The sequence below is a fragment of the Rhodococcus sp. SMB37 genome (genome assembly GCF_004345605.1).
Classification (GTDB): domain Bacteria; phylum Actinomycetota; class Actinomycetes; order Mycobacteriales; family Mycobacteriaceae; genus Rhodococcus.
Genome location: NZ_SLVY01000012.1, coordinates 145,417 through 169,860, shown reverse-complemented (window position 1 = coordinate 169,860; position 24,444 = coordinate 145,417). Strand labels below are relative to the sequence as shown.

General features: G+C 67.8%; 20 protein-coding genes. 4 read left to right on the top strand and 16 right to left on the bottom strand.

Translation table 11 applies throughout. From position 1 onward, the window contains the following. Positions 1–148: 148 nt before the first annotated feature. Positions 149–3,007, top strand: coding sequence for an aminomethyl-transferring glycine dehydrogenase (gene gcvP, locus EV641_RS19465; protein ID WP_132473903.1), 2,859 nt, complete (start codon positions 149–151; stop codon positions 3,005–3,007). A 165-nt stretch (positions 3,008–3,172) separates the two neighbouring features. Here the strand turns inward: gcvP and EV641_RS19460 are convergent, their stop codons facing one another. From EV641_RS19460 to EV641_RS19430, 7 genes are all read right to left on the bottom strand, one after another. Then, positions 3,173–4,333 (bottom strand): metallophosphoesterase, encoded by a 1,161-nt coding sequence (locus EV641_RS19460; protein ID WP_132473901.1) that lies wholly within the window; start codon positions 4,331–4,333, stop codon positions 3,173–3,175. 2 nt (positions 4,334–4,335) lie between these two features. Then, a complete protein-coding gene (locus EV641_RS19455) occupies positions 4,336–6,135 on the bottom strand; it encodes a substrate-binding domain-containing protein (protein WP_158289195.1) in 1,800 nt (599 codons plus the stop codon). A 153-nt stretch (positions 6,136–6,288) separates the two neighbouring features. Next, a complete protein-coding gene (locus tag EV641_RS19450; protein ID WP_132473897.1) occupies positions 6,289–8,472 on the bottom strand; it encodes a malate synthase G in 2,184 nt (727 codons plus the stop codon). A gap of 89 nt (positions 8,473–8,561) precedes the next feature. Further along, the gene (locus EV641_RS19445) at positions 8,562–9,479 is read right to left on the bottom strand and encodes a 3-methyladenine DNA glycosylase (protein ID WP_132473886.1); all 918 of its coding nucleotides are present in this window, start codon (positions 9,477–9,479) and stop codon (positions 8,562–8,564) included. Beyond that, the gene (locus tag EV641_RS19440; protein WP_132473884.1) at positions 9,476–10,576 is read right to left on the bottom strand and encodes a hemolysin family protein; all 1,101 of its coding nucleotides are present in this window, start codon (positions 10,574–10,576) and stop codon (positions 9,476–9,478) included. The genes EV641_RS19445 and EV641_RS19440 overlap by 4 nt, the downstream gene beginning before the upstream one ends. Further along, complete coding sequence (locus EV641_RS19435) at positions 10,573–11,946, bottom strand: hemolysin family protein (protein ID WP_132473882.1); 1,374 nt, start codon at positions 11,944–11,946, stop codon at positions 10,573–10,575. Before EV641_RS19435 ends, EV641_RS19440 begins: the two co-directional genes overlap by 4 nt. Continuing rightward, positions 11,946–12,176, bottom strand: coding sequence for a hypothetical protein (locus EV641_RS19430; RefSeq protein WP_132473880.1), 231 nt, complete (start codon positions 12,174–12,176; stop codon positions 11,946–11,948). The genes EV641_RS19435 and EV641_RS19430 overlap by 1 nt, the downstream gene beginning before the upstream one ends. A gap of 104 nt (positions 12,177–12,280) precedes the next feature. Between EV641_RS19430 and EV641_RS19425 the strand changes: the two genes are divergently transcribed. Beyond that, positions 12,281–12,898, top strand: a complete 618-nt coding sequence (locus EV641_RS19425) for a class I SAM-dependent methyltransferase (RefSeq protein ID WP_054720764.1) — start codon at positions 12,281–12,283, stop codon at positions 12,896–12,898. Here EV641_RS19425 and EV641_RS19420 read toward each other — a convergent pair whose 3' ends face one another. The 7 genes from EV641_RS19420 to EV641_RS19390 all read right to left on the bottom strand — a co-directional run bounded on the left by EV641_RS19420 (position 12,899) and on the right by EV641_RS19390 (position 20,136). Beyond that, the gene (locus EV641_RS19420; protein WP_132473878.1) at positions 12,899–13,801 is read right to left on the bottom strand and encodes a DMT family transporter; all 903 of its coding nucleotides are present in this window, start codon (positions 13,799–13,801) and stop codon (positions 12,899–12,901) included. Positions 13,802–13,814: 13 nt separating this feature from the next. Further along, entirely contained in the window at positions 13,815–15,266 is a 1,452-nt protein-coding gene (gene gndA / locus EV641_RS19415) for an NADP-dependent phosphogluconate dehydrogenase (protein WP_132473876.1), read from the bottom strand. Between the two features lie 58 nt (positions 15,267–15,324). Beyond that, a complete protein-coding gene (locus EV641_RS19410; protein ID WP_132473874.1) occupies positions 15,325–16,275 on the bottom strand; it encodes a M56 family metallopeptidase in 951 nt (316 codons plus the stop codon). A 13-nt stretch (positions 16,276–16,288) separates the two neighbouring features. Then, positions 16,289–16,690, bottom strand: coding sequence for a BlaI/MecI/CopY family transcriptional regulator (locus tag EV641_RS19405; RefSeq protein WP_132473872.1), 402 nt, complete (start codon positions 16,688–16,690; stop codon positions 16,289–16,291). A gap of 40 nt (positions 16,691–16,730) precedes the next feature. Next, a complete protein-coding gene (locus tag EV641_RS19400) occupies positions 16,731–17,618 on the bottom strand; it encodes an ABC transporter ATP-binding protein (protein ID WP_132473870.1) in 888 nt (295 codons plus the stop codon). After that, a complete protein-coding gene (locus EV641_RS19395) occupies positions 17,615–18,685 on the bottom strand; it encodes an iron chelate uptake ABC transporter family permease subunit (RefSeq protein ID WP_199233326.1) in 1,071 nt (356 codons plus the stop codon). Before EV641_RS19395 ends, EV641_RS19400 begins: the two co-directional genes overlap by 4 nt. A 68-nt stretch (positions 18,686–18,753) precedes the next feature. Further along, positions 18,754–20,136 (bottom strand): iron ABC transporter permease, encoded by a 1,383-nt coding sequence (locus EV641_RS19390; RefSeq protein ID WP_132473968.1) that lies wholly within the window; start codon positions 20,134–20,136, stop codon positions 18,754–18,756. Between the two features lie 280 nt (positions 20,137–20,416). Between EV641_RS19390 and EV641_RS19385 the strand changes: the two genes are divergently transcribed. Both EV641_RS19385 and EV641_RS19380 read left to right on the top strand, forming a co-directional pair. Further along, positions 20,417–21,160 (top strand): hypothetical protein, encoded by a 744-nt coding sequence (locus EV641_RS19385; RefSeq protein WP_132473866.1) that lies wholly within the window; start codon positions 20,417–20,419, stop codon positions 21,158–21,160. Positions 21,161–21,387: 227 nt separating this feature from the next. Beyond that, positions 21,388–21,840, top strand: coding sequence for a PaaI family thioesterase (locus EV641_RS19380; RefSeq protein ID WP_132473864.1), 453 nt, complete (start codon positions 21,388–21,390; stop codon positions 21,838–21,840). Between the two features lie 16 nt (positions 21,841–21,856). Here EV641_RS19380 and EV641_RS19375 read toward each other — a convergent pair whose 3' ends face one another. Both EV641_RS19375 and EV641_RS19370 read right to left on the bottom strand, forming a co-directional pair. After that, positions 21,857–23,305 (bottom strand): NAD(P)/FAD-dependent oxidoreductase, encoded by a 1,449-nt coding sequence (locus tag EV641_RS19375; RefSeq protein WP_132473862.1) that lies wholly within the window; start codon positions 23,303–23,305, stop codon positions 21,857–21,859. Positions 23,306–23,381: 76 nt separating this feature from the next. After that, positions 23,382–24,437, bottom strand: a complete 1,056-nt coding sequence (locus EV641_RS19370; protein ID WP_132473860.1) for a tyrosine-type recombinase/integrase — start codon at positions 24,435–24,437, stop codon at positions 23,382–23,384. Between the last annotated feature and the right edge of the window lie 7 nt (positions 24,438–24,444).

The following is a 24,444-nucleotide window of genomic DNA, read 5'->3' as shown; positions in this document are numbered from 1 at the left end:
TGGGAGCACCCACCCGCCCACGGGGAAAGGTCCGCCGACCGGGACCGAATCTCTCAGGCGCTCGCCCGGCGAGCTCAGGACAGAGGGGGAGGAAGCGCCCGTGCCGACCGAGCACGTGTGAACCTCGCCGACCAGCCTGGGAGCTGCGATGACAGATGCCGTCACCTGGAATTTTTCCGATCGACACATCGGGCCGGATGCGCAGGGAATGCGCCGGATCCTCGATGTCGTCGGAGTCGATACGCTCGACGAGCTGGCCGCGAAGGCACTTCCCGCCGGCATCCTCGACAAGCGTGATGGCGATGTTGCCGACGGACTCGAAGTGCTGGATGCGCCGCTGAGTGAACACGAGGTTCTCGCAGGCCTGAAGGCGCTGGCGTCCCGTAACACCGTCGCCACGTCCATGATCGGACACGGCTACTACGACACGCTCACTCCGCCGGTTCTGCTGCGCAACATCATCGAGAACCCCGCGTGGTACACCGCATACACGCCGTATCAACCGGAGATCAGCCAGGGACGGCTCGAAGCCCTGCTCAACTTCCAGACGATGGTGGCCGATCTGACCGGCATGGAGGTCGCGAACTCGTCGATGCTCGACGAAGCCACCGCAGCGGCAGAGGCGATGACGTTGCTGCGTCGCGCGAACCGCAAATCGAAGAGCCCCCGATTCGTCGTCGACTCCGACCTGTTCATTCAGACTGCCGCGGTGCTCGCAACCCGCGCCGAGCCGCTCGGAATCGAGCTCGTCACCGCGAATCTCGTCGATGACGGGCTACCCGAGGGAGAGTTCTTCGGTGTGATCCTGCAGGCCCCGGGCGCGTCGGGCCGCGTGTTCGACGTCGCTCCCGTGATCGAGGCTGCACACGAGCGCGGCGCGCTGGTTGCGGTAGGTGCGGATCTCCTGGCGCTGACACTGATGACCCCGCCCGGAGAGAAAGGTGCCGACGCCTGCTTCGGCACTACCCAGCGCTTCGGTGTGCCGATGGGCTTCGGTGGCCCGCACGCCGGATACCTGGCCGTGAACGGTGCGCACACGCGGAACCTCCCCGGTCGTCTCGTGGGTGTTTCGGTCGACGCCGACGGTGCTCCCGCCTACAGGCTGGCGCTGCAAACCCGCGAGCAGCACATCCGCCGCGAGAAGGCGACCAGCAACATCTGTACTGCCCAGGTGCTTCTGGCGGTGCTCGCCGCGATGTACGCGTCGTACCACGGTGCGGAGGGCCTGACAGGGATCGCGCGGCGAGTGGCTGCGCACGCGTCCGGCCTTGCCGGCTCGCTGCGCAGCGGTGGTATCGAGATCGTGTACGCCGAGTTCTTCGATACCGTCCTCGCGCGGGTTCCGGGTCGCGCTGCCGAGGTGGTGGCGGCCGCAATCGAGCGCTCCGTCAATCTGTATCTCGTCGATGCGGACCACGTGTCGATCTCCTGCGATGAGGCGACGACGCACGCACACGTGGTGAGGGTGCTGGCCGCATTCGGTATCGCTGCGGAAGAGTCGGCCGGCGACGGGCCCGTATCCATCCCGGAAGAACTGTGCCGGACCAGCGAATTCCTGCAGCACGAGGCATTCACGAAGTACCGGACGGAAACCGCGATGATGCGGTACCTGCGACGGTTGTCCGACAAGGACCTCGCTCTCGACCGCACGATGATTCCGCTCGGATCCTGCACGATGAAGCTCAACGCTGCGGCGGAGATGGAAGCCATCACGTGGCCGGAGTTCGCGGGTCTCCACCCGTTCGCTCCTGCGGATCAGACCGAGGGCATCCGGGAACTCGTCTCGGACCTCGAACGCTGGCTCGCCGCAGTCACCGGATACGACGCCGTCACGCTGCAGCCGAATGCCGGGAGCCAGGGGGAATATGCAGGTCTGCTCGCCATTCGGCACTACCATCTGAGCCGCGGTGACGACCACCGCGACACGTGCCTGATTCCGTCGAGCGCGCACGGGACCAACGCCGCGTCGGCTGTCATGGCCGGTATGCGGGTCGAGGTCGTTGCATGTCGTCCCAACGGTGACGTCGATCTCGACGATCTGCGGGCGAAGATCGCCGACCATGCCGAACGGCTGGCAGCGATCATGATCACCTACCCGTCGACCCATGGCGTGTACGAACACGAGATCGAGGACATCTGCGCGGCCGTACACGACGCCGGCGGGCAGGTGTACATCGACGGTGCGAATCTCAATGCACTCGTGGGTCTGGCTCGCCCGGGCAAGTTCGGCGGCGACGTCAGCCACCTGAATCTGCACAAGACCTTCTGCATTCCGCATGGTGGAGGCGGGCCGGGCGTAGGCCCGATCGGGGTACGTTCGCATCTCACGCCGTTCCTCCCGGGCCATCCGTCGGCACCTGAGCTCGGTGGTGTGGGCCCGGTATCGGCTGCGCCCTACGGGTCGGCGTCGATCTTGCCGATCACGTGGGCATACATCAAGCTCATGGGCGCACCGGGTCTTCGGCGGGCGTCGCTCACTGCCATCGCGTCGGCGAACTACATTGCACGGCGCCTCGACGAGTACTTCCCGGTGCTGTACACGGGTGCGAACGGGATGGTTGCACACGAGTGCATCCTCGACCTGCGTCAGTTGACCAAGGACACCGGTGTCACGGTCGACGATGTGGCCAAGCGTCTCGCCGACTACGGATTCCATGCGCCGACGATGAGCTTTCCCGTGGCCGGAACCCTCATGGTCGAACCCACCGAGAGTGAAGATCTGAGCGAGATCGACGAGTTCATCGATGCGATGGTCTCGATCCGCGGGGAGATCGACAGGGTCGGGGCAGGGGAGTGGACCGTCGGCGACAATCCGCTGCGAGGAGCACCGCACACCGCGGAGTGCCTGGTCGGGGAGTGGACGCATCCGTACTCGCGTGAGATCGCGGTGTATCCGTTGGGGAAGGGGCGCGCGAAGGTATGGCCGTCGGTTCGTCGAATCGACGGTGCGCACGGCGACCGCAACCTGGTGTGTTCGTGCCCTCCGCTGGAGGCCTACAGCAGCTGACAGTACGGGGGCTGCGGGCAAGCTGCCCGCAGCCCCTTGTTAGGTGGGAACTATTCAGAACCGTACGGAAACGCTAGAAATACCGAATCACTCCCGCCTCAACGCCCGCCACTCACCTTCAACGCACCTCTACACCGGGACTTGATCGGCCCGAGGTCCACGTTGCTACTCCTGCGTGACGAGCTCGAGGATGGAGATCTCGGGCGGCGTCGCGACGCGGACGGGCGGGCCCCAGGCACCTGCACCCTGGGAGGTATAGATAGCGGTGTCGCCGAAGTGGTCCAGCCCGGCGACGGTCGGGTTCGCAGCGGCGACAAGGTATCCGAGGGGCCACATCTGGCCGCCGTGTGTATGCCCCGAGAGCTGAAGGTCCACACCGAGATCCTGTGCTTCGAGGACGTGCCTCGGCTGATGCGCGGCGAGTAGAACGAAGGTCTCGGGCGACAGGCCGGCGACGGCCCGGGGGAGGTCCGCCGCGTCCGGTGCGGGCGCGGTGTAGTCGTGCACTCCTGCCACGGCGATCTCGTCGCCGTTGTGTGTCACAGTGACGTTTTCGTTTCGCAGCGTTCGTACACCGAGCGTTTCCCAGTGGTCGAGCCAGGACAAGGCGTCGTCGGAGTAGTACTCGTGATTGCCGCTCACTCCATAGACACCGAGCGGGGCATCGAGCTCAGCGAGGGGCGCGAGGTCCTCTCCCACGAACTCGATCGTGCCATCGGCCAGGTCCCCGCCCAGGATGATGAGGTCGGGTTGCTGTTCGTTGACTTGATCGACGACTCCCTGCACGAACCCGGAGCCTCTCGCCGGACCGACGTGCAGGTCGGTGATCAGAGCGACGCGGAGTCCGTCGAACCCGTTCGGAAGCCCGGGTAGGGCGATGGTGGAATGGACGATCCGCGGATTGGCCGCTTCGATCAGGCTTCCGTAGCCGATCGTGATCACTGTGACGGCCACGAGAGTGCCCGTTGCGATGCGGAGAGTACGACGTGGCGGTCGGGACGAGTCCGGTTCGGGGGAATTGCCGGTGCGGAACCGCCGCACGAGCCGTGCCCCGATGCAGAACGCTCCGATGACGAGGATGCCGATGATCAGGTAGAGCCCCGCAGCGAACCAACTGTAGCCGAGGAAGCCCAGCGGACGTGCCCATGCGGGGTCGAGAACGGTGCCGGTGACCGACGCCGCCATAGCGACGCCGAGCAACGCCACGAGGGCGATGTCTGCGGCCAGCGCAGGTTTTCCGGTGAGGCCTGGAGCACGGACGAGGCGGCGGTGGAGCCAGAAGGTGATGAGGGCGAGGAACGTCCCCGCGACGAGCAATCTGATCACGGTCAGGAGATGAGCTTTCGGAGTAGTCGGGTGAGGTCGTCGTTCGCTGGGATGCCGAGCGTCGAGTACGACCCGCCGGTGCGGTCGGTGAGGTCTTCCAGTGTTCCGGAATCGGTGACGTCGTCGCCGAGGACGACGATGTTCATCCGTACCGGTGCGGCACTGTCGATGAGCTCGCCGATTTCGTCGAGGAAATCTTCGGCGGTACTTGTGCCGGAATCGACGCCGGCGTCCGTACCGTCATCCAGGCTCACGTCGTCGCTGTCGAGGATCACGAGCATCGAGTTCGGTCTGGACGGATCGTAGTTCTCGACAGCATCGGCGTACGCAGCGAGGATCGATCCGTACACCGGCGCGGTCTCGGTAGGAGCGACGGTGTCGAGTGCGGAGGTCAGTGCCGCGCGCTGCTCGAGGGTGAGTGCGTCTCGGGCAACAGCGGTCCGGTAGGCCGAGGTGTCGTCGAAGAGGTACATCCCGACGATCGAAGAGTTCGGGGAGCGGCGGAGGACGCTGTCGATGGCGGCCGAGGTGTCGTCGAGTCGGGTGCTGTCTCCGTCTGCTGTGGTCATGGAGCGGGTCGTGTCCACGAGCACGGTGGTTTTGGTGGGTGGTTGGGGGTTGAGCCGGATATCGAGAAGCGTGTCGCCGACGGAAGGATCCGCAGTGACGAGCACGCTCGTGACCGGAGGGTACGTGAAGCCGGACGGACCGGAGTCCGTCGCTCCCGCGGTGGAGCCGTCGGGGGGATTACCGTCTTCGTTACGGAATCCGTCGTCGAGGAAGCTCTGAACCACGTCGGGACTGCGCACGTAGTCGATGAACTGCCCGGCGGCCCGGGACAGTGTGTCGTCGACCCAGGGGGTATTCGGGACCACCGCGGGGAAATCGGCGACGGGTGTGGCGCCTGCGGGTAGGAAGCCGGCGAGATCGTCGGCGGTGCCGGAGGTGACCGCGTCGTACAGTTGCTTCTCCGTCACGGGCACTGCGTGGATCGGGGAGTCGGGGGTGGTGTTCGCGGCGAGCGCCGTGAGTGCGTCTGCGGTGGCCGGCCCTGCGGCAATGTCCAGGGCGTTGGCACCGAGCGCGAGTTCCGTCACGGCGGTCACGGTTTCCGGGGACTCTGCTTCATCCTGGGGCAGCGGTCCCGTCCCGGTGGTGGCGACGGCTTCGAGTGCGGGCTCGGTAGCGGCACTGCCGGTTCCGGTGGGCAGTGCCATCCTCAGTGATTCCCAGGATCCGAGTCCGAGTGTGCTGAGGGATCCGGGGGTGGCCTGCAGCGACGGTAGGTCGTGCCATGCGACCCCGGCGGTCGTGAGTCCGTTCTGGAGGACGGTGGGTGTGGCGAGGACGATCGGTGAGGTGGCGAGGGATCGGCGTTGCCCGCTCGCAGCCGTGCCCGCGCGGTCGGCGGCGCGGGTGTCGACGGGCACCCAGAGGGCGGGTTCGGGCCCGAGTTCGGGGTTCCAGGTGCCGTCGTCGGCGAGGGCCGCGGCGGCGGCGGCGGATTCGGCGGCGGTGACGTGGGCGGTGACGCAATAGTCGCGGATCACGGGTGCGACGTCGGTATTCCACGTGGCGGCGAGGTCGGAGAGGGTGGGGGCAATGAGTGGGTCGGCGGCGATGTGAAGTTCGGCGTCGCCTTCGACGCAGGTCCCGGCTGCTTCGATGGCCTGTTCATCGATTCGGTTGCGGAGTTGGAGCCAGCCGATGATGCCGAGAACCAGGAGGACGACGGCGACCAGGGACACGATGATGCCTGCGCTGACGCCACGTGTTCCACCGGATCCGCGATGTCGAGCCACTTGGATTCTCGCCTCGTTTCGTTGTGGTCGGGCCCCAGCAGTCTAGTGACGCGCGATCTCGGTGGTCCGTTGCAGGCCGGGTGGTGTGGCGATGGGCCCCGATCCACGCGGATCGGGGCCCATCGCTTCGGGTCGGGCTGCTGCCGGAGGAGGTCAGGCGTTGGCGGCCTTGTACTCGCGGCGGCGGCGGTGCAGGATCGGCTCGGTGTAGCCGCTGGGCTGTGTGGTGCCTTCGAGGATCAGTTCCTTTGCGGCCTGGAACGCGATGTTGCTCTCGAAGTCCGGCGCCATGTTCCGGTAGGAAGCGTCGCCTTCGTTCTGGCGGTCGACGATCGGAGCCATCCGTTCGAGGGACGCGACGACGTCGTCGGCGGTGACGACGCCGTGGCGGATCCAGTTCGCGAGGAGCTGGCTCGAGATGCGCAGGGTCGCGCGGTCTTCCATCAGTGCGACGTCGTGGATGTCGGGAACCTTGGAGCACCCGACACCGGCGTCGATCCAGCGGACCACGTAGCCGAGGATGGACTGGCAGTTGTTGTCGAGTTCTTCGCGCTTCTCGGCGTCGGACCAGTCGGTGTTCTCGGCAAGCGGGATGGTGAGGATGTCATCGACGGTGGCGCGCGGCGCGCCCTTCAGCTCGTCCTGGACCGCGAAGACGTCGACCTCGTGGTAGTGGGTGGCGTGCAGGGTCGCGCCGGTGGGGGACGGCACCCATGCGGTGTTGGCGCCGGCCTTGGGCTGGCCGATCTTCTGCACGAGCATGTCGTGCATGAGGTCGGTCATGGCCCACATGCCCTTGCCGATCTGTGCCTTACCCTGCAGTCCGGCGGCGAGTCCGGTGTCGACGTTCCAGTCTTCGTAGGCGCTGATCCACCGCTGCTGTTTCATGGCGGCCTTACGCACGACGGCGCCCGCTTCCATGGAGGTGTGGATTTCGTCGCCGGTGCGGTCGAGGAAGCCGGTGTTGATGAACACCACGCGTTCGGAGGCGGCTTCGATGCAGGCGGCGAGGTTGACGGTGGTGCGTCGCTCCTCGTCCATGATGCCGACCTTGACGGTGTTGGCCGGAAGACCGAGGACCTCTTCGACGCGGCCGAACAGTTCGGTGGTGAAGGCGGATTCCTCGGGGCCGTGCTGCTTGGGCTTGACGATGTAGATCGAGCCGGTGCGGCTGTTGGCCAGGGGCCCATGGGACTCGTCGGTGTGCAGACCGTGGACGGCACACAGGCTGGTGATCAGCGCGTCGAGGATGCCCTCGGGGATCTCGTTGCCGTCGGCGTCGAGGATGGCGGGGGTGGTCATGAGGTGACCGACGTTGCGGACGAACAGCAGGGACCGGCCGTGCAGTTCGAGTTTGCTGCCGTCGAGTGCGGTGTAGACCCGGTTGTCATTGAGCGTACGGGTCAGGGTCTTGCCGCCCTTGTCGAACGACTCGGTCAGGTCGCCGCGATTCAGGCCGAGCCAGTTGCGGTATCCGAGGGTCTTGTCATCGGCGTCGACTGCGGCGACGGAGTCCTCGAAGTCCATGATCGTGGTGACGGCGGATTCGAGGACGACGTCCTTGACTCCGGCGGCGTCGGTGCTGCCGATGGGGGAGGCGGCGTCGATCTGGATCTCGATGTGCAGGCCGTTGTTGCGCAGCAGCACGGAGGTGGGGGCGTTCTTGTCGCCGAGGTAGCCGACGAACTCGTCAGCGTCGGCGAGTCCGGTGACGGTGCCGTCGGCGAGCGTGACTTTCAGTTCGGTGCCGTCGATGGAGTAGTTCGTCGAGTCGGCGTGGCTGCCGGACTGCAGGGGCGCGGCTTTGTCGAGGAAGTCGCGGGCCCAGGCGATGACTTTGTCGCCGCGGACCTTGTTGTAGCCGCCGGTCTTCTCGGCGCCGCCGTCTTCGGAGATGGCGTCGGTGCCGTACAACGCGTCGTAGAGCGAACCCCAGCGGGCGTTGGAGGCGTTGAGGGCGAAGCGGGCGTTGAGGATCGGCACGACGAGCTGCGGGCCCGGCGTGGAGGTGATCTCGGTGTCGACGCCGGCGGTGGTGACCTGGAACGGTGCGGGGACGGGGACGAGGTAGCCGATCTCCTCGAGGAATGTCTTGTATGCGGCCGGGTCGTGGGGCGCTCCGGCCCGGTCGCGGTGCCAGGTGTCGATCTGTGCCTGCAGGTCGTCGCGCTTGGCGAGCAGAGCGCGGTTGCGGGGTGCGAGCTCCTCGACGATCCTGTCGGCGCCGGCCCAGAACGCCTCGGCGTCCACGCCGGTGCCGGGGAGCGCCTCGTTGTTGACGAAGTCGTAGAGCACCTTGGCGATCTGCAGTCCGCCGACGGTCACGCGTTCAGTCATTACCCTCACTCTTTCCGGTTGCTGTGCGCCCGGTGTTGTTGCGTTCCGGGAGCCGCACGAAAATTCACCATTATGTTACCCGCCGGTAGCTAGGGGCGTGCGTCGGTTCGGCGCGCGCGCAAGGCGGTGCATCGTTCGAGCAGGTCCTGTCGCAGGTCCGCGGCGCGGGAGGTGAGCGCCGACTGCTCGCGGACGTACTGTGCGCGTCCGGCGGCAGTCTCGATCGTGATGGGCGAGTAGCCGTAGTCGCTCAGATCATACGGGCTCGCGCGCATGTCGAGTTCGCGTGTCGTGGCTGCATGCCGGAAACAGCGCACCAGCAGGTCCGAATCGACCAGGGGTGAGAGTTTGTAGCACCACTTGTATAGGTCCATGCCGGCGTGTAGGCACCCGGGCTGCTCACGGTCGAGTTGGTCGTCGCGGGTCAGCAGTTCGATGTTGCGAGGTGCCGCCTCCGGGGTGAAGAACCGGTAGGCGTCATAATGACTGCAGCGCAACTGCATTGATTCCACCACCGCATCGGTTCCAGTGTGACCGAGCCGCAGCGGCACCGCCGAATGCCGCACATCGTCACTGCTCGTGCGGTATACCATCGCCCATTCGTGCAGCCCGAAACAGCCGAACTGGGCGGTCCGCGATCCGGTTCGCGTCAGCAGTTCGGCTACGAAACCGACCGTTGCGGAACGATGCTCGAGGGTGTCGGAGCTCACGCGGACCCCGGGCGCGCCGTCGACGACGACCCGCTCGTAGGCGGGGTGGTCGCGGTACTCGCGACCCGCACCGAGCAGAACGGTGCCGAACCCGGGATGCCACCGCCGCAGCTGCGCGGGCCGGTGGTTGTAGTACGTGAACAGAAAGTCGTGGACGGGATGTTTCTCGTGCGACGCGCGCCGGCGCAGGTGCGCGGCGAGCAGTTCGTCGACCTCGTACCGGTGTCGGTCGCGGCGCACGGTCCACTGATTCTCGGTGAGGATGACCTCCCGGTGGGTGGTCGGGGCCTCGGTCACTTGGCTGTGCCTCCTGTGCGGCTCCCCGGGGTGGGATCGGTGATTCGGTGGGTGGCGTCGCGGACGGTGCCGACGAATTCTTCGACGAGGTCCTCGAGCGCGACGATGCCGAGCGTCGCTCCGGTGTTGTCGACGACGCAGCCGAGATGGGAGCGGGTGCGTCGCAGTTGGGACAGGGCGTCGTCGAGTGCGGTGTCGAGGGTCAGCGATGGGAGTGGGCGGATCGTCTCCGGTGGGATCACGGTGTCGGGGCCCGCTCCCTGGTCGTGCACGAGGTCGAGGATGTCCTTGACGTGAAGGTATCCGGTGTAATCGCCGGCGGGGGTCCGGGTGGGATAGCGGGAGAACCCGGTCGTGGTGACGGCGTGTTCGATGGCACCGAGGGCGACACCGGCGGTGGTGGTGGGCACGGTACGGACGTCGCTGACCGGGATCAGGACGTCGGCGACGGTGCGTCCCCCGGTGTTCAGTGCCTGGATGAGTCGGCGGTGTTCCTCTTCGTCGATCAGGCCTTCGGAGCGGGATTCGCCGATCATCTCGGTCAGTTCGACGGCGGTGACAGTCGCGTCGAGTTCATCTTTGGGTTCGACGCGCATCAGGCGCAGGGTGATGTTGGCGCACCAGTTGTAGAAGGCGATCAGGGGCCGGGCCGGTCGCATGAATAGCAGGTGGACGGGCACGAGGAGCATGGCGGTGCGTTCGGGTCCGGCGATGGCGATGTTCTTGGGCACCATCTCGCCGAGCAGGATGTGCAGGGTCACCACGAGCGCGATCGAGATGGTGAACGCGATGGGATGCAGGAGCTGGTCGGGGAGGCCGACGAGGTGGAGCGGCGCCTCGATGAGATGCGCGATGGCGGGTTCACCGACACGGCCGAGGAGGATCGAGCAGATCGTGATGCCGAGTTGGGAACCTGCGAGCATCAGGGAGAGGTGTTCGCCGGCGGCGATGACGGTGCGGGCCCGTTTCTTGCCCTGGGCGTCGAGCGCTTCGAGTCGGTCGCGGCGGGCGGTGATGAGCGAGAATTCAGCGCCGACGAAGAAAGCATTCCCGGCGAGGAGCAATACGGTCAGAGCGGCCCCGAGCAGGTCGTTCATGGCTGCTCCTCGTCGGTGTACTCGTTGTTGTGGTCGGGACTGTTCTGTTCGGGGTCGGTGGGGGTCAACAGGAGTCGGTCGATGCGGTGACCGTCCATCTCGAGGACCCGGGCGAGCCACGGGGGGACGTCGTGGTCGCGGGCAGGGAGCGGGATTTCGTCGTCGATCTCGGGGATGCGACCGAGTTCGGTGAGGATTAGCCCGCCGATCGTCTCGTAGTCGCCGTCCGGCGCGAGGTAGCCGGTGAGGCGTTCGACCTCGTCGATGCGCAGAAGCCCGGAGCACGACCAGCCGTTGTCGAGCGGGTGTGCGTCGGGTTGTGGTTCGTCGTGTTCGTCGCGGACGTCGCCGATGATTTCCTCGATGAGGTCTTCCATGGTGACGATCCCGGCGGTACCGCCGTATTCGTCGGCGACGAGGGAGACCTGCATTCCGTCGGCGCGGACCCGCTCCATGACGGTGTCACCGTCGAGGGTCGACGGCACGATCGGCACCTTCCGGACGAGGTTCTGGACCGTGGTGGTGCCGCGCAGGTCGGCTGCGACGGTGAACGCGTGTTTGATGTGGACGACACCGAGTGTGGAGTCGAGGTCGGAGTCGATGACCGGGAATCTGGAGTATCCGGTGCGGGAGGACAGTTCGATCAGGTCGAGGACGGTGTCGCGGCGATCGAGGCATTCGATGGTCATGCGCGGGGTCATGAGGTCCTCGGCGGTGAGTTCACCGAAGCGCAGGGAACGGTCGACGAGTCGGGCGGTGGATTCGTCGAGGACGCCGCTTTCGGCAGAGGCGCGCACGAGGGAGCCGAGTTCTTGTGGGGAGCGCGCCGAGCGTAGTTCTTCGGCGGGTTCGATGCCGAGGCGCCGCACGATGCGGTTGGCGGTTCCGTTGAGACCGGTGATGGCCCAGCGGAAGATCAGTGAGAAGCCGGCTTGGAGTCCGGCGGTGGCGCGCGCGGTGGCCAGAGGGCGGGAGATCGCGATGTTCTTCGGGACGAGTTCACCGAAGACCATGGAGAACGAGGTGGCGAGGACGAGCGCGACGACCAGAGACACGGTGCTCGCGGTGTTCTCGGCCAGCCCGATGGCATCGAACACGGGGTCGAGGAAGCGGGCGAGGACCGGTTCGGCGAGATAGCCGGTGATCAAGGTGGTGATGGTGATGCCGAGTTGGGCGCCGGACAGCTGGAACGACAGGGTGCTGTGCGCGTGCTGTACCTGGCGGGCGCGGCGGTCGCCGCCCCGGGCGTGCGCTTCGACGGTGCTGCGTTCGAGGGCGGTCAGGGAGAATTCGGCGGCGACGAACAGGGCGGTGCCTGCCGTGAGAGCGACGAAGCCGAGGAGGCTGAGGACGGACAGGGCGACGGACATCAGGGCCGCCCCTGTGGGATCGCGCCGGGTTTGTCGCCCGGCTCGCCAGGGGAGCCCTCCTGCCCGGCGGAGTCGGTCTCCGCGGTGGTTGCGCCGCCGTCGGCTCGGGGCGTGCTGGTAGTGGGTGCCGCAGGCACCGTGCTGGTAGTGGGTGCCGCAGGCACCGTGTTCCTCTCGTCGGGTCCGGGACGGATGAGGATGCTCCCGGACGGTGCGGTGAAAGTGCCCATTCTAATTCGGTGGGTGGTGGCTGTCGTGTCCTGCGGTGGGATCGGGTGAATAGGGTGGGTCCTAGGTGGCTCGCGCTGGCGGGCCCGATCGAGGAGGTGGGACGTTGGCCGAGCGCATCCGAAGCCAGTGGGAGGACATCACCGAGGCGGATCCATCGCACTCGAGTTGGTATGTCGAGCGTTTCCGGACGATGGCGGCGCAGGGGCAGGACATCGTCGGTGAGGCCCGGTTGATCGACGCGATGGTGGGGCGCGGTGCGCGGGTGCTCGATGCGGGGTGTGGGCCGGGCCGGTTGGGTGGCTATCTGCACGGGGTGGGGCACGTCGTGGTGGGGGTCGATGTGGACCCGGTATTGATCGCGGCGGCGGAGGAGGATCATCCGGGCCCGACGTGGTTGGTCGCGGATCTCGCCGAGTTGGATCTCCCGAGTCGCGGTGTGGCCGCGGAGTTCGACGCGATCGTGTGTGCGGGCAATGTGATGACGTTTTTGGCGCCGTCGACGCGGCGGGCGGCGTTGGCCGGGTTCGCGCGGCATCTGTCGTCGTCGGGGCGTGCAGTGGTCGGGTTCGGTGCGGGCCGCGACTACGACTTCACCGAGTTCCTTGCCGATGCAGCGGCCGGGGGTCTCACGCCGGAGTTGTTGCTGTCGACGTGGGATCTGCGCCCGTTCACGGAGGATTCGGATTTCCTGGTCGCGGTGTTGTCGCGGTCAGGGAGCTGATCAGGGCTGTGTAGGCCTCGTGTTCGTCGTCCCTTCGGTGGCCGGTGTGGTGCCGGAGGGGCTGGGCGCGACGGTGCGGGCGAGTGCGAGGGTGGTCACGGCCATCACAGCGACGGCGGCGACGGTGGCGGTGAGGCCGAGGCCGCCGGTGTCGAGGTGTTCGCCGAGCACGGTCATGCCGAGGAGTACCGCGGCGAGTGGTTCGGCGATCGTCAGAGTCGGTAGGGAGGCGGTCAATGGTCCGGCTTGGAAGGCGCGTTGCTGCAGGTACATGCCGGTGAGCCCTGCCGCAATCACGGTCCAGGTCTGCCACGACCCGAGGACGGTGAACACGCCGTGTTCGATCAGGTCGGTGACGTGTTTGGTGAAGGCGGCGGCGACGCCGTAGAGGATTCCGGCGGCGGTGCCGAGCAGCATGGCGCGGCGCCCCGGCGATCCGGCGGCGAGGCCGAGTGCGGTGGCGCCGGCGGCGACGGCCAGGACGAGTGCGAGGGGCAGCGCCCATCGAGCCGCGGCGGCGTCGACGGCTCCTGCGGTGGGGTTGCCGGCGATCAGGAACACCGCCAACGAGACGCACAGTGCCCCGGCGAGCAACAGGGTGCGGCGGTCGGGTCGTCGTCCGGTGTAGTAGGCGGAGATGGGGATGGCGAACAGCAGCGACGAGACGAGCAGCGGCTGCACGATCAGGACGGCGCCGAGCGCAAGCGCGAAAACCTGCAGGGTGTAGCCGCCGCCGTCCACCGCCAGCGCCGCCCACCAGTGGGGGCTGCGGACGAGGCTGCCGACGAGTGGCCCGGAGGTGGGGACGGCGGCGGCGGAGCGTTGCTGGGCGACCATGCTGACGGCGATCAGCACCGCGGCGGCGAGCGCGCACGCCACGGATGCTGCCGTGGTGCCGGTCATGGTCGGGGTCCGGTCAGGCGTGGACTTCGCTGTGGTCGCCGCTCCACAGGGTGTGGAACTTGCCAGGCTTGTCGGTGCGCTCGTAGGTGTGCGCACCGAAGTAGTCGCGCTGGCCCTGGGTGAGTGCGGCGGGGAGGCGTTCGGCACGCAGCCCGTCGTAGTACGACAGGGATGAGCCGAAGGCGGGGATCGGGATGCCGAGGGTGGTGGCGGTGACCACGACGCGCCGCCAGCTGTCGATGCCGGCTTCGATGGCGTCGCGGAAGTAGGGGGCGAGGATCAGGCTGGGAAGCTCCGGGTCGGCGTCGTAGGCCTCTTTGATGCGGTTGAGGAACTGGGCGCGGATGATGCAGCCGCCGCGCCAGATGGTGGCCATGGCGGCGCGGTCGATGTTCCAGCCGTATTCGGCGCTGCCGGCGGCGATCTGGTCGAATCCCTGGGCGTAGGCGACGATCTTGGAGGCGTACAGGGCGGCGCGGATGTCCTCGGTGAACTGGGCGGTGTCGGTGGGGGCGGCGCCGAGGGTGCCGGAGGTCAGGTCGCGGGCTGCGGCGCGTTGGGTGCGGGATCCGGACAGAGCGCGGGCGAAGACGGCTTCGGCGATGCCGGTGACGGGGATACCGAGGTCGAGGGCGGCCTTGACGGTCCACCGTCCGGTGCCCTTCTGCTCGGCGGCGTCGACGATGACGTCGACGAGGGGTTTTCCGGTGGCGGCGTCGGTCTGGCGCAGGACTTCCGCGGTGATTTCGATGAGGTACGACTCGAGGGTGCCGGTGTTCCAGTCGGCGAATACGTCGGCGATCTTCGCGGCGTCGTAGCGCAGGGCGTCGCGGAGGAGGTGGTAGGCCTCACCGATGAGCTGCATGTCTGCGTATTCGATGCCGTTGTGCACCATTTTGACGAAGTGTCCGGCGCCGTCGGGGCCGACGTGGGTGCAGCAGGGGGTGTCGTCGACCTTGGCGGAGATGGCCTCGAGGAGGGGGCCGAGTGCGGCGTAGGACTCGGCGGGGCCGCCGGGCATGATGGACGGTCCGTTGAGGGCGCCTTCTTCGCCGCCGGAGATGCCGGCGCCGACGAAGTGCAGTTCGCGTTCGCGTAGGGCGGCTTCGCGGCGGATGGTGTCTGTGTAGAGGGCGTTGCCGCCGTCGATGATGATGTCGCCGGGTTCCATGGCGTCGGCGAGTTCGTCGATGACGGCGTCGGTGGCGTCGCCGGCTTTGACCATGATCAGGACGCGGCGGGGCTTCTCGAGGGCGGCGACGAACTCGTCGATCGTTTCGGTGCGAATAAAGGTGCCGTCGCTGCCGTGTTCGGCGAGCAGGGCGTCGGTCTTGGCGATGCTGCGGTTGTGCAGGGCGACGGTGTAGCCGTGGCGGGCGAAGTTCCGGGCGATGTTGGACCCCATGACGGCCAGGCCGGTCACGCCGATCTGGGCGCGGGGGGTCTCGGTGCGTTCGACGGTCATGGGTACAGCTTCTCTCGAAATGGGGCGTGATCGAAATCGAACGGCGCAGGAAGTGTGCTCAGTGGGTGAACAGGCGGGTCAGTTCGGTCAGCCAGGGGACGGCGACGGCGACGGTGGGGACGACGAGGATCGCGGCGGCGGTCATGTAGGCGCACGCGGAGATGGTCAGGTCGGGGCCGGGATTGGCGAGTCGCTGCACTCGCAGCAGGGTGGAGGGTCCGCCGACGGCGAGGGCGCCGGTGGGGGTGTGGGCGTCGGCGCAGGTGACGAGGGCGCGGGCCAGCGGGGTGGGGCCGGTGAGACGTACCGCGGAGTCGTCGGCGAGCATTTCGACGAGCAACTGCACGGAGCCGAGTGCCGATCGGGAGCGGACCCACCGGGGGAACGCTTCGTAGACGGCGGTGAATGCTTCGAGGATGAGGTCGTGGCGGGCGCGCAGGTGGGAGTGTTCGTGGCGCAGTACGGCGCTCAGTTCGTCCTCGGTGAGGTTGTCGAGGGTGCCTTCGGACAGGACGACGCGGTGCCGGATGCCGGGCAGGCAGTAGGCGATGGGGTCCGTGCTGTCGAGGATCCGTACGTGGGGGAGGGTGCGAATGGCGGAGAGGTTGTCGCGGCGGTCGAGGAGGTCGACGAGCATGCGGTGCCGGGCGCGGCGGCGGCGGGTGCGGACACCGACGTGCACGGTCGAGTAGATCAGGCGGCCGCCGATGAGCAAGGTGAGCATGAAGACGACGACGTAGGTGAGCCACAGGGGTAGCCCGAGCGCGTCGATTTCCTCGAGGGGTCCGGTGGTGGGGCGGCCGTCGTCGCCGGGCACCAGTAGACGGCTGGCGATGGCGAGGCCGGAGCTGAACGCCGAGAGGACGGCGGCCAGGGCGATGGCCTGCCACAACACGAGCGCCGCGCGCGGGTTGCGGTGCGGCCAGGAGGCGCGGGACAGGAGCCCGGGCACCGGACCCGCGAGGAGAAGCGCAAGTATGCCGAATACGAGCGCGGTGGTCGCATCCATGGAGTCGAGTCTGTCAGCTCGCCTTTCCCGCGGGTCGGTCGGTGCTGTGATGGGCTTCGAGTTCGGCCAGTGCGGCGCGCAGCGCGTCTGCTTCGTCGGCGCCGACCCGGCCGACGAAGTGGACGAGTGCGGCGGTGCGTCCGGCGGTTTCGTCGGCCTGGTCGAGGGCGTCGACCATGAGGCTGGCGACGAGTTCGTCGCGGCCGTGCACCGGGAGGTAGCGGTGGGCGCGGTCGTCGCGTTGTTGGATGACGAGGTTCTTCTTCGCGAGGCGTTGAAGGACAGTCATGACGGTGGTGTATGCGAGTGAGCGGCGGGCGGAGAGGCCTTCGTGGACCTGTCGCACGGTCTGGGGTTCGGTGGAGGACCACAGGTGGTCCATCACTGCTCGCTCGAGTTCGCCTAGTGCTGCCATACGTTGATTCTACGGAGTCTCCGACATTTGTGCGTACTACCTAGGGTCGTAGTTTTTCGGGTAGGGTGTCGCCGCCGACGGTGCCGTAGACGTGGCGGGTGCCGATGGGCACGATCAGGGGCCGGCCGGAGACCGGGTCGCTGATGACGGAGGCGTCGAGTCCGAACACGTCGCGGAGCAGTTCGACGGAGATGACCTCGGCCGGTGGGCCGGAGGCGATGACCTTGCCGTCGCGCATGACGACGAGGTGGTCGCTGTAGCGGATGGCGAGGTTGAGGTCGTGCAGGACCATCACCACGGTGCGGCCGAGTTCGCTGTGCAGCTGGTCGACGAGGTCGAGGACCTCGATGGAGTGCGCGAGGTCGAGGTAGGTGGTGGGTTCGTCGAGCAGCAGGACGTCAGTGCCCTGCGCGAGCGCCATCGAGATCCAGGCGCGTTGGCGTTGGCCGCCGGAGAGTTCGTCGACGGGGCGGTCGGCGAGGTCGGCGATGCCGGTGCGGGTCAGCGCGGTGGAGACGACGTCTTCGTCGTCGCCGGACCACTGCCGCACCCACGATTGGTGGGGGTGGCGGCCGCGGGCGACGAGGTCGGCGACGGTCAGCCCTTCGGGTGCGGTGGGTGCCTGGGGGAGCATGCCGAGGACCCGGGCGACGTCGCGGGTGCGCATCGTGGTGATCTTGCGGCCATCGAGAAGGACGTGTCCGTCGCGGGGTTTGAGCAGGCGGCTCAGGGCGCGCAGCAGGGTGGATTTGCCGCAGCCGTTGGGTCCGATGATGGTGGTGACCACGCCGGTGGGGATCTCGAGGTCGAGGTCGTCGACGATGAGGCGGTCTCCGTAGCCGAGCGCGAGATGCTCGGCGACGAGCCGCGCGCCGGCGTGGTCGGGCGCGTCGGCGGGGTGCGTGTCGAGGGGCTGGGCGTGGGTCACACTGACACCTTCCGATTGGAGCGCACGAGCAGATACAGCAGGAACGGGCCGCCGAGCGCGGAGGTTACGAGTCCGACCGGTAGGGAGACCGGCAGGATGGTGCGGGCGATGATGTCGGCGCCGACGACGAGCACGGCGCCGGTCAGCGCGGAGGCGATGACCGGGGGGCCGGCGGAGCGGACGAGGCGCAGCGCGACCTGGGGTGCTGCGAGCGCGACGAATCCGATGGGTCCGGCGGCTGCGGTCGCGATGGCGGCGAGTGCGCAGGCGGCGACGAGGAGCATGCCCTGCTGGGATTGCAGGCGGATTCCGAGTGAGCGGGCGGTGTCGTCGCCGAGGCGCAGGGCGCCGATGGTGAACGAGGCGATGATCGTCCAGGTGCCGATGACGGCGAGGGCGACGCCGGCGGGGATGACCTGACTCCAGCTGATGCCGTTGAGGGAGCCGGTCAGCCAGACCTGGGCGCGGGAGACGTCGTTGATGTCGGCGGAGACGAGCATCCAGTTGGTCAGGGCGATCAGCATGGCGTTGGCGCCGATGCCGATGAGCACGAGCCGGAATCCGTCGACGCCGTTCTTCCACGCGAGTAGGTAGATCACGGCGGCGGTGAGCAGGCCGCCGACGAGGGCTGCCAGGGGCAGGCCGAGTGCGGCGAGGAGTCCGACGATGGTGCCGCCGCTGGTGACGACGATCAGGGCGACGGCTGCGGCGCTGGCGCCGGCGGTGATACCGAGGATGTCGGGGCTGGCCAGGGCGTTGCGGGACAGCGACTGGGTGATGGCGCCGGAGACAGCGAGGCAGGCGCCGACGACGAGCGCGCCGATGCCGCGGGGGAGGCGCAGGTCGAACACGATGAACCGGTCGAGTCGTTCGCCGCCGCCGAGGAGTACCTCGATGACCTCGGGGACGGACATCGGATAGTCGCCGCGACCGAGCCCGACGCACAGGAGCAGGAACGCGGCGACGGCGAGGAGGGTGCACACGAGCACCTGGCGACCGCGCCACACGACGGAGAACCGGCCGACGCGGAAGCCGGGGCGGGCGGGTACTGCGGTGGAGAGCTGGATGGGGGTGCGGCGGCGGGGATCCTTGCCGGTGGTGGGTGGGGTCGCGGTGGGGATCTTCGTCAGGTCGGTCACAGCGACACCAGCTTCCGGCGGCGGACGAGGGCAATGAAGAACGGGGCGCCGACCAGGGCGAGCACGATGCCGACCTGCAGTTCGCCGGGGCGCACGACGATGCGGCCGATGACGTCGGCGAGGACGAGCAGCACCCCGCCGAGCAGTCCTGCGTAGGGGACGAGCCAGCGGTAGTCCGGGCCGGTGATGGCGCGGGCGATGTGCGGGACGATGAGGCCGACGAACGCGATGGGGCCGCATGCGGCGGTGGCGGCGCCGGTGAGGATGGTGATCACGGCGATGCCGATGACGCGGGTCAGGACGATGTTGGTACCCAGGGAGCGGGCGACGTCTTCGCCGAGGCTGAGCACGTTGAGGCCGGGGGTGCTCGCGAGGGCGATGACGAGGCCGACGACGATGAACGGCAGGACCTGCCAGAGCACGTCCATGCCGCGTCCGGCGACGGATCCGACCACCCAGAAGCGGTAGCCGTCGAGGCTGGTCTGGTCGAGCAGGACGACGGTTTGGATCATCGCTTGGAGGAAGAAGGCGACGGCGGCGCCGGCGAGGGCCAGGCTCAGGGGGCTCGAGCCGCCGTTGCCGATGGAGGCGAACCCGAATACCACGACGCTGGCGAACAGGGATCCGGCGAAGGCGAACCACAGGTATTCGGCGGGGGTGCTGGTGCCCAGCAGGTAGATCGAGAGCACTACGAACAGTGCGGCGCCGGCGTTGATGCCGAGCAGGCCGGCGTCGGCGAGGGGGTTGCGGGTGTGGCCTTGGATGAGGGCGCCGGCCACTCCGAGGGCGATGCCGACGAGCAGTCCGAGCAGGGTGCGGGGGATGCGCAGGGAGTGGATGATCACGTCGGTTTCGGCGCCGTCGTTGACCAACAGTGCGTGGAACACCTCGGTGAAGGTCATCGGGCGGGCCCCGATCGCGACGCTGGCGAGCAGGACCAGCACGAGCATCACGGCGAGGGTGAGCAGTCCGAGGAGTCGTCTGCGGCGAATCCCGGCGACGCTGGTGTCCGCGGGTAGCGGCGTGAAGCCGTCGTCGTCGGCGGTGCGGGTCATGACGACTTCGGTGCGGCGGCGCAGTAGGGCGCGGCGGGCGCCGACGGGAGCGCCGGTGTCCGGGTCGCGGGTGATGAGGTCGGTCCAGGACTTGCCGAGGCTCGCGCCGGTGCGGCCTTCCCGGCGGCCGCGGTTCCACAGCAGCACTCCGGCGGTGGCGGCGAGTGCGGCGCCACCGAAGACGACGCGGTCGGTCTGTCCGCCTCCGTTGGCGTCGCCGAGGGTGTCGACGAGCAGGGCGCCGATGACGAGGGGGATGGCGAGGAGAGCGAGGTCCAGCAACTCCGCGACGACACGCCGGGCCGTGGTGGGCGGTCCGGTCAACTCGGTGGTCGTGGGTTCGGTGGCCGTGAGTTCTGGGGAGGGGGGTCGAATGGTGGCCACGTGCGTGGGGCGCTCCTCGTGACGGGATTCTCGGGTAGGTCTGGAGGTTAGGTTACGGAATCCTATTTCGATCTGTCACCGGGTGGGTCCGGCCGGTAGGTCGCCGCTTCGCTGTGACGGGTTCTTCGGGTGAGGTGGGTTGCGCGATCCCCACCCCGGATGTAATGGTTAGCCTTACCTAAGCAACCCGCTGGGTTCCTGTCGACAAGAGAGGTGTCGGATGACGACTCTGCTGCTGCCGCCGACCACCACTGCTCCGGTCACCACGTTCGACGACCGGAGCGTCCGCGCATTCGAGGACACCCGCACCCGCCTGCGGGCACTCGCCGCGGGATCGCCCCGCGTCTATGCCGTGGCCTGTATCGACGAAGAACCCAAGCGCCGCTGGTGGGGCCTCGGCAGTGCCGAACGCACGGAACGCATCGAATTGCTCTACCGACGCTCGCTCGAGGACGTGGAGGAACCACGCATCGCGGCCGAGCAGGTCGCCGCCGCACTCATCCACTCGATTGTCGGCCGGGTGCTCGCCCCGCTCGCTCTGGAGGGGCGCGTGTGGGATCCCGGCCTCGACAATCTCTGGCTGCACCAGGACAGCGACGGATGCATCGACTGGGCCGGTGTCGCCGACGACACCCTGCGCGTGCTTCCGGGGGACCGGGCCGCCGCTGATCGTGGGGTCGTGGTGCTGCCGTGCGAGGAAGCCATGGCGGTGTGGACCGCGCATCGCGCCGTGACCGCCCTGACTGCGGTGCACGAGGCCGTGCAGCGATGCGCCCCGCTCGACCGCACCCGCTTCTGGGCGATGGTCGGACGCACGGTCGTCACCGGCGCATCGCAGCTGCCCGTCCTCGGTGGCGCGTCCCGCCGCGACGCGGCACGACGTGGCCAGCAGTTGCTGGATGCCTTCGTGGCCGCGGGTCATCCGGTGCGAGGCCTTGTGGGATTAGGTCAGCCTTGCCTATAGTGAGAGACGCGCAACACCGGACCGTGCCGGAGTCCTGAGGGCTGCAGAGACTCCCGGTCCATCCCCGACGGCGGGCCTCGCGATCACCACGCGAGGCCCGCCGGTCCGTTCAGGCCCCGCGCTTCCCGAAGCTGCTCTCCCGCCCGCCGAAAACGTCGATGCCCTACCATCGTTCGACGGACACCGGCGCCCTCGGCCGGACCGATCGAGCAGGAGAGTTCACAGACATGACCGATCAATCCACGCCGGAGCACAGTTCTGCACTCGATGCCGCCGAGGTGACCACACTCAACCGCACCGGGTTCGGAGCAGCACTCGGACTCGAGTTCCTCGAACTCACCGCCGATGTCGTCCGCGCCCAGTGGACCGTGACACCGAACCAGCATCAGCCTTACGGCATCGTGCACGGCGGGGTGTACTGCGCGGTCATCGAAACCATCGCGAGTATGGGCGGCGCCATCTGGTTCGGCGATCGCGGCAACGTCGTCGGAGTCAACAACAACACCGACTTCCTGCGCGCCACCCGCGAGGGCGTCCTCACCGCCGTCGGCACCCCCATCCACCGGGGCCGCACCCAGCAACTGTGGCGGGTGGTGATCACCGACGCGCAGGACCGGGTCGTCTCGCAGGGCCAGGTTCGGCTGGCGAACATCGAGGACAGCGCCCGCATCGGGAACTGACGGCGCGCCGCACTGGTCAGCCGGCGGCCTTGCGGTCCGCCGGAGACGAGTCGCTGTCCTTCCCGGCGGGAGCGTCCTTCCCTGCGGCGCCCCGCTCGGTGGCGCTGCCGTTGCCGGCAGCGAGGGAGTTCTCGTGGTGTCGTAGCCGCTCGATCGCGATCCGCGCGAACACTTGCTGCTCGGTCGCCGCCATCTCGTTGCGGCCGGCGGAGAAGAACGCCTGCGCCCACGACAACAACGTCGACATCTTCGATGAGAACCCCACCAGATACAGCAGGTGGATGAACAACCAGGCGATCCAGCCGAGGAACCCACTGATCTCGAGTTTGCCGACCTTCGCGACCGCACTGAACCGCGAGATCGTCGCCATCGACCCCTTGTCGAAATACTTGAACGGGGGTCGCTGGGACGGGTCCTGCCCCTCGACGGATGCGGCGATCTGTTTCGCCGCGTACTTGCCGCCCTGCATCGCGACCTGCGCGAGCCCCGGAAGCTTGTCGAGCGACATCATGTCGCCGATCACGAACACGTTCGGGTATCCCGGCAATGACAGATCGGGCAGCACCTCGACGCGACCGGCCCGGTCGATCCCGGCACCGGACTGCTCCGCCAGCTGCTTGCCGAGCGGGCTCGCCGCCACGCCCGCCGACCACACCTTGCACTGCGATTCGAGACGTCGCTCGGTGCCGTCTTTCTCCTTGACCGTCAGACCGTCTGCGTCGACGCCGGTGACCATCGCACCCAGCTGGATCTCCACACCGAGACCCTCGAGGGTTCGGCGGGCCTTCTTCGACAGCTTCCCGCCGTACACCGGCAGCACGTCCGATGCGCCGTCGAGCAGCACCACTCGCGCCCGCGTCGTGTCGATATGACGGAAGGTGCCCTTGAGGGTGCGATGCGCCAGTTCCGCGATCTGCCCGGCCAGCTCCACACCGGTCGGGCCCGCGCCCACCACGACGAAGGTGAGCAGTCGGGTCTGTTCCTCGGGGTCGTTCGACAGTTCGGCCTGCTCGAATGCCCCCAGGATGCGGCCGCGCAACTCGAGTGCGTCGTCGATCGTCTTCATGCCGGGCGCGAACTCGGCGAAATGATCGTTGCCGAAATAGGACTGGCCGGCGCCGGCTGCGACGATCAGCGAGTCGAAGTCGCTGACGGTGCGTCGCTCCAGGAACTGGGAAGTGACCGTGCCGTTCTCGAGATCGATGTCGTCGACTTCCCCGAGCAGCACCCGGGTGTTGTCCTGTTTGCGCAGCACCATGCGCGTGGCCGGGGCGATGTCGCCGACCGAGAGGATGCCTGTGGCCACCTGATAGAGCAGTGGCTGGAATAGATGGTGGGTGGTGCGCGCTACCAGCGTGACGTCGGCATCGGCGCGGGCGAGGGCCTGCGCGGCGAACAATCCACCGAATCCCGATCCGATCACCACGACGCGATGACGCGCAGCTTCCACCGATTCGACGCTCATGCAAGCTCCTTCGTTGTTCTCGGTGCGTCCTCATGTGTGGAGTGCACCTCGACACTGCGGTTCGGATCCCAGTCTGTCAGCTCGCGTCGTCGCTCACAGTGCGATCGGTTCCGCCGAGCAACCCGTATACCGGGTTGTGGCGGGCTGCATGCCGTACCGCGTCGTTCGTCGCCGAGGTGTAGATCTGCACGGTCTGCAACGACCGATGCCCGAGCAGCTGCTGCAACTCGACCATCGTGGCGCCGTTGTCGGCCAGCGACGTCGCGAAGGTGTGCCGCAGCGCGTGCGCGAGCGCTCCCCGTTTGCGTTCGGATTCGATGCCCGCACGCCGATACATGCGCCGTACTCGGTATTGCAGGGTGCCGCGGGTGATGCGCTGCCCGTCGGCCCCGACGAACAACGGATCGGTGGGGGTGTGCCGCTCCCACACCGGCAGATCCGTGCGGTCGGCGAGTACCGAATGCCGCAGCGGCGGAAACCGGACATAGCGTTCCTGCAGGTAAGCGGACGTGATCGCCGTCCAGCTGTCTTCGAGGGGGATTTCCCGTTCGATCGCGCCTTTGCCGTGTACCCGCAGCACGGGGGCGTCGAGCCCGCCGAGGATGTGTCCCAGATCCAGCGAGATCAACTCCTCCGACCGGATCCCGGTGAGCAGCAGGGTCGCGACCAGCGCCAGATCCCGCTGCGGCCAGTCCCGCGGCGACCCGCTCGGGTGCTGTGCGTCGTGGGTCAAGGTGTCGACGAGTTGCCCGACGGCGGCCGGTTTGAAGGCCTTCGGGGTGTGCTCGGGGCGTTTCGGCTGGGTGATCGAGGCCATCGGGTTGCCCTCGGAGAGCCCCTCGGTGACGAGGAAATTGCAGAAGTTGTTCCATACCGACCAGGCGCGTCGCACCGACGCCGGTTGGCGTTCGCGCGCGAACGTGGCGAACGCGGTGCGCAGCCCGCGGATCGTGAGGTCTGCGATGGTCAAGGTGTCCGGGGTGCCGCCGCGCGCCGCGGCAAGCGCAGCGCACACCCCGTGCAGGTCGAGGCGGTACGCCTTGACCGTGTGCGCCGAGCGTTTCGCGGTCTGCAGAGTCTCCAGGTACGACGCGACCCACTCGAGGAGGCCCGATCCGTCCCGGCTCGTCATAGGAGCA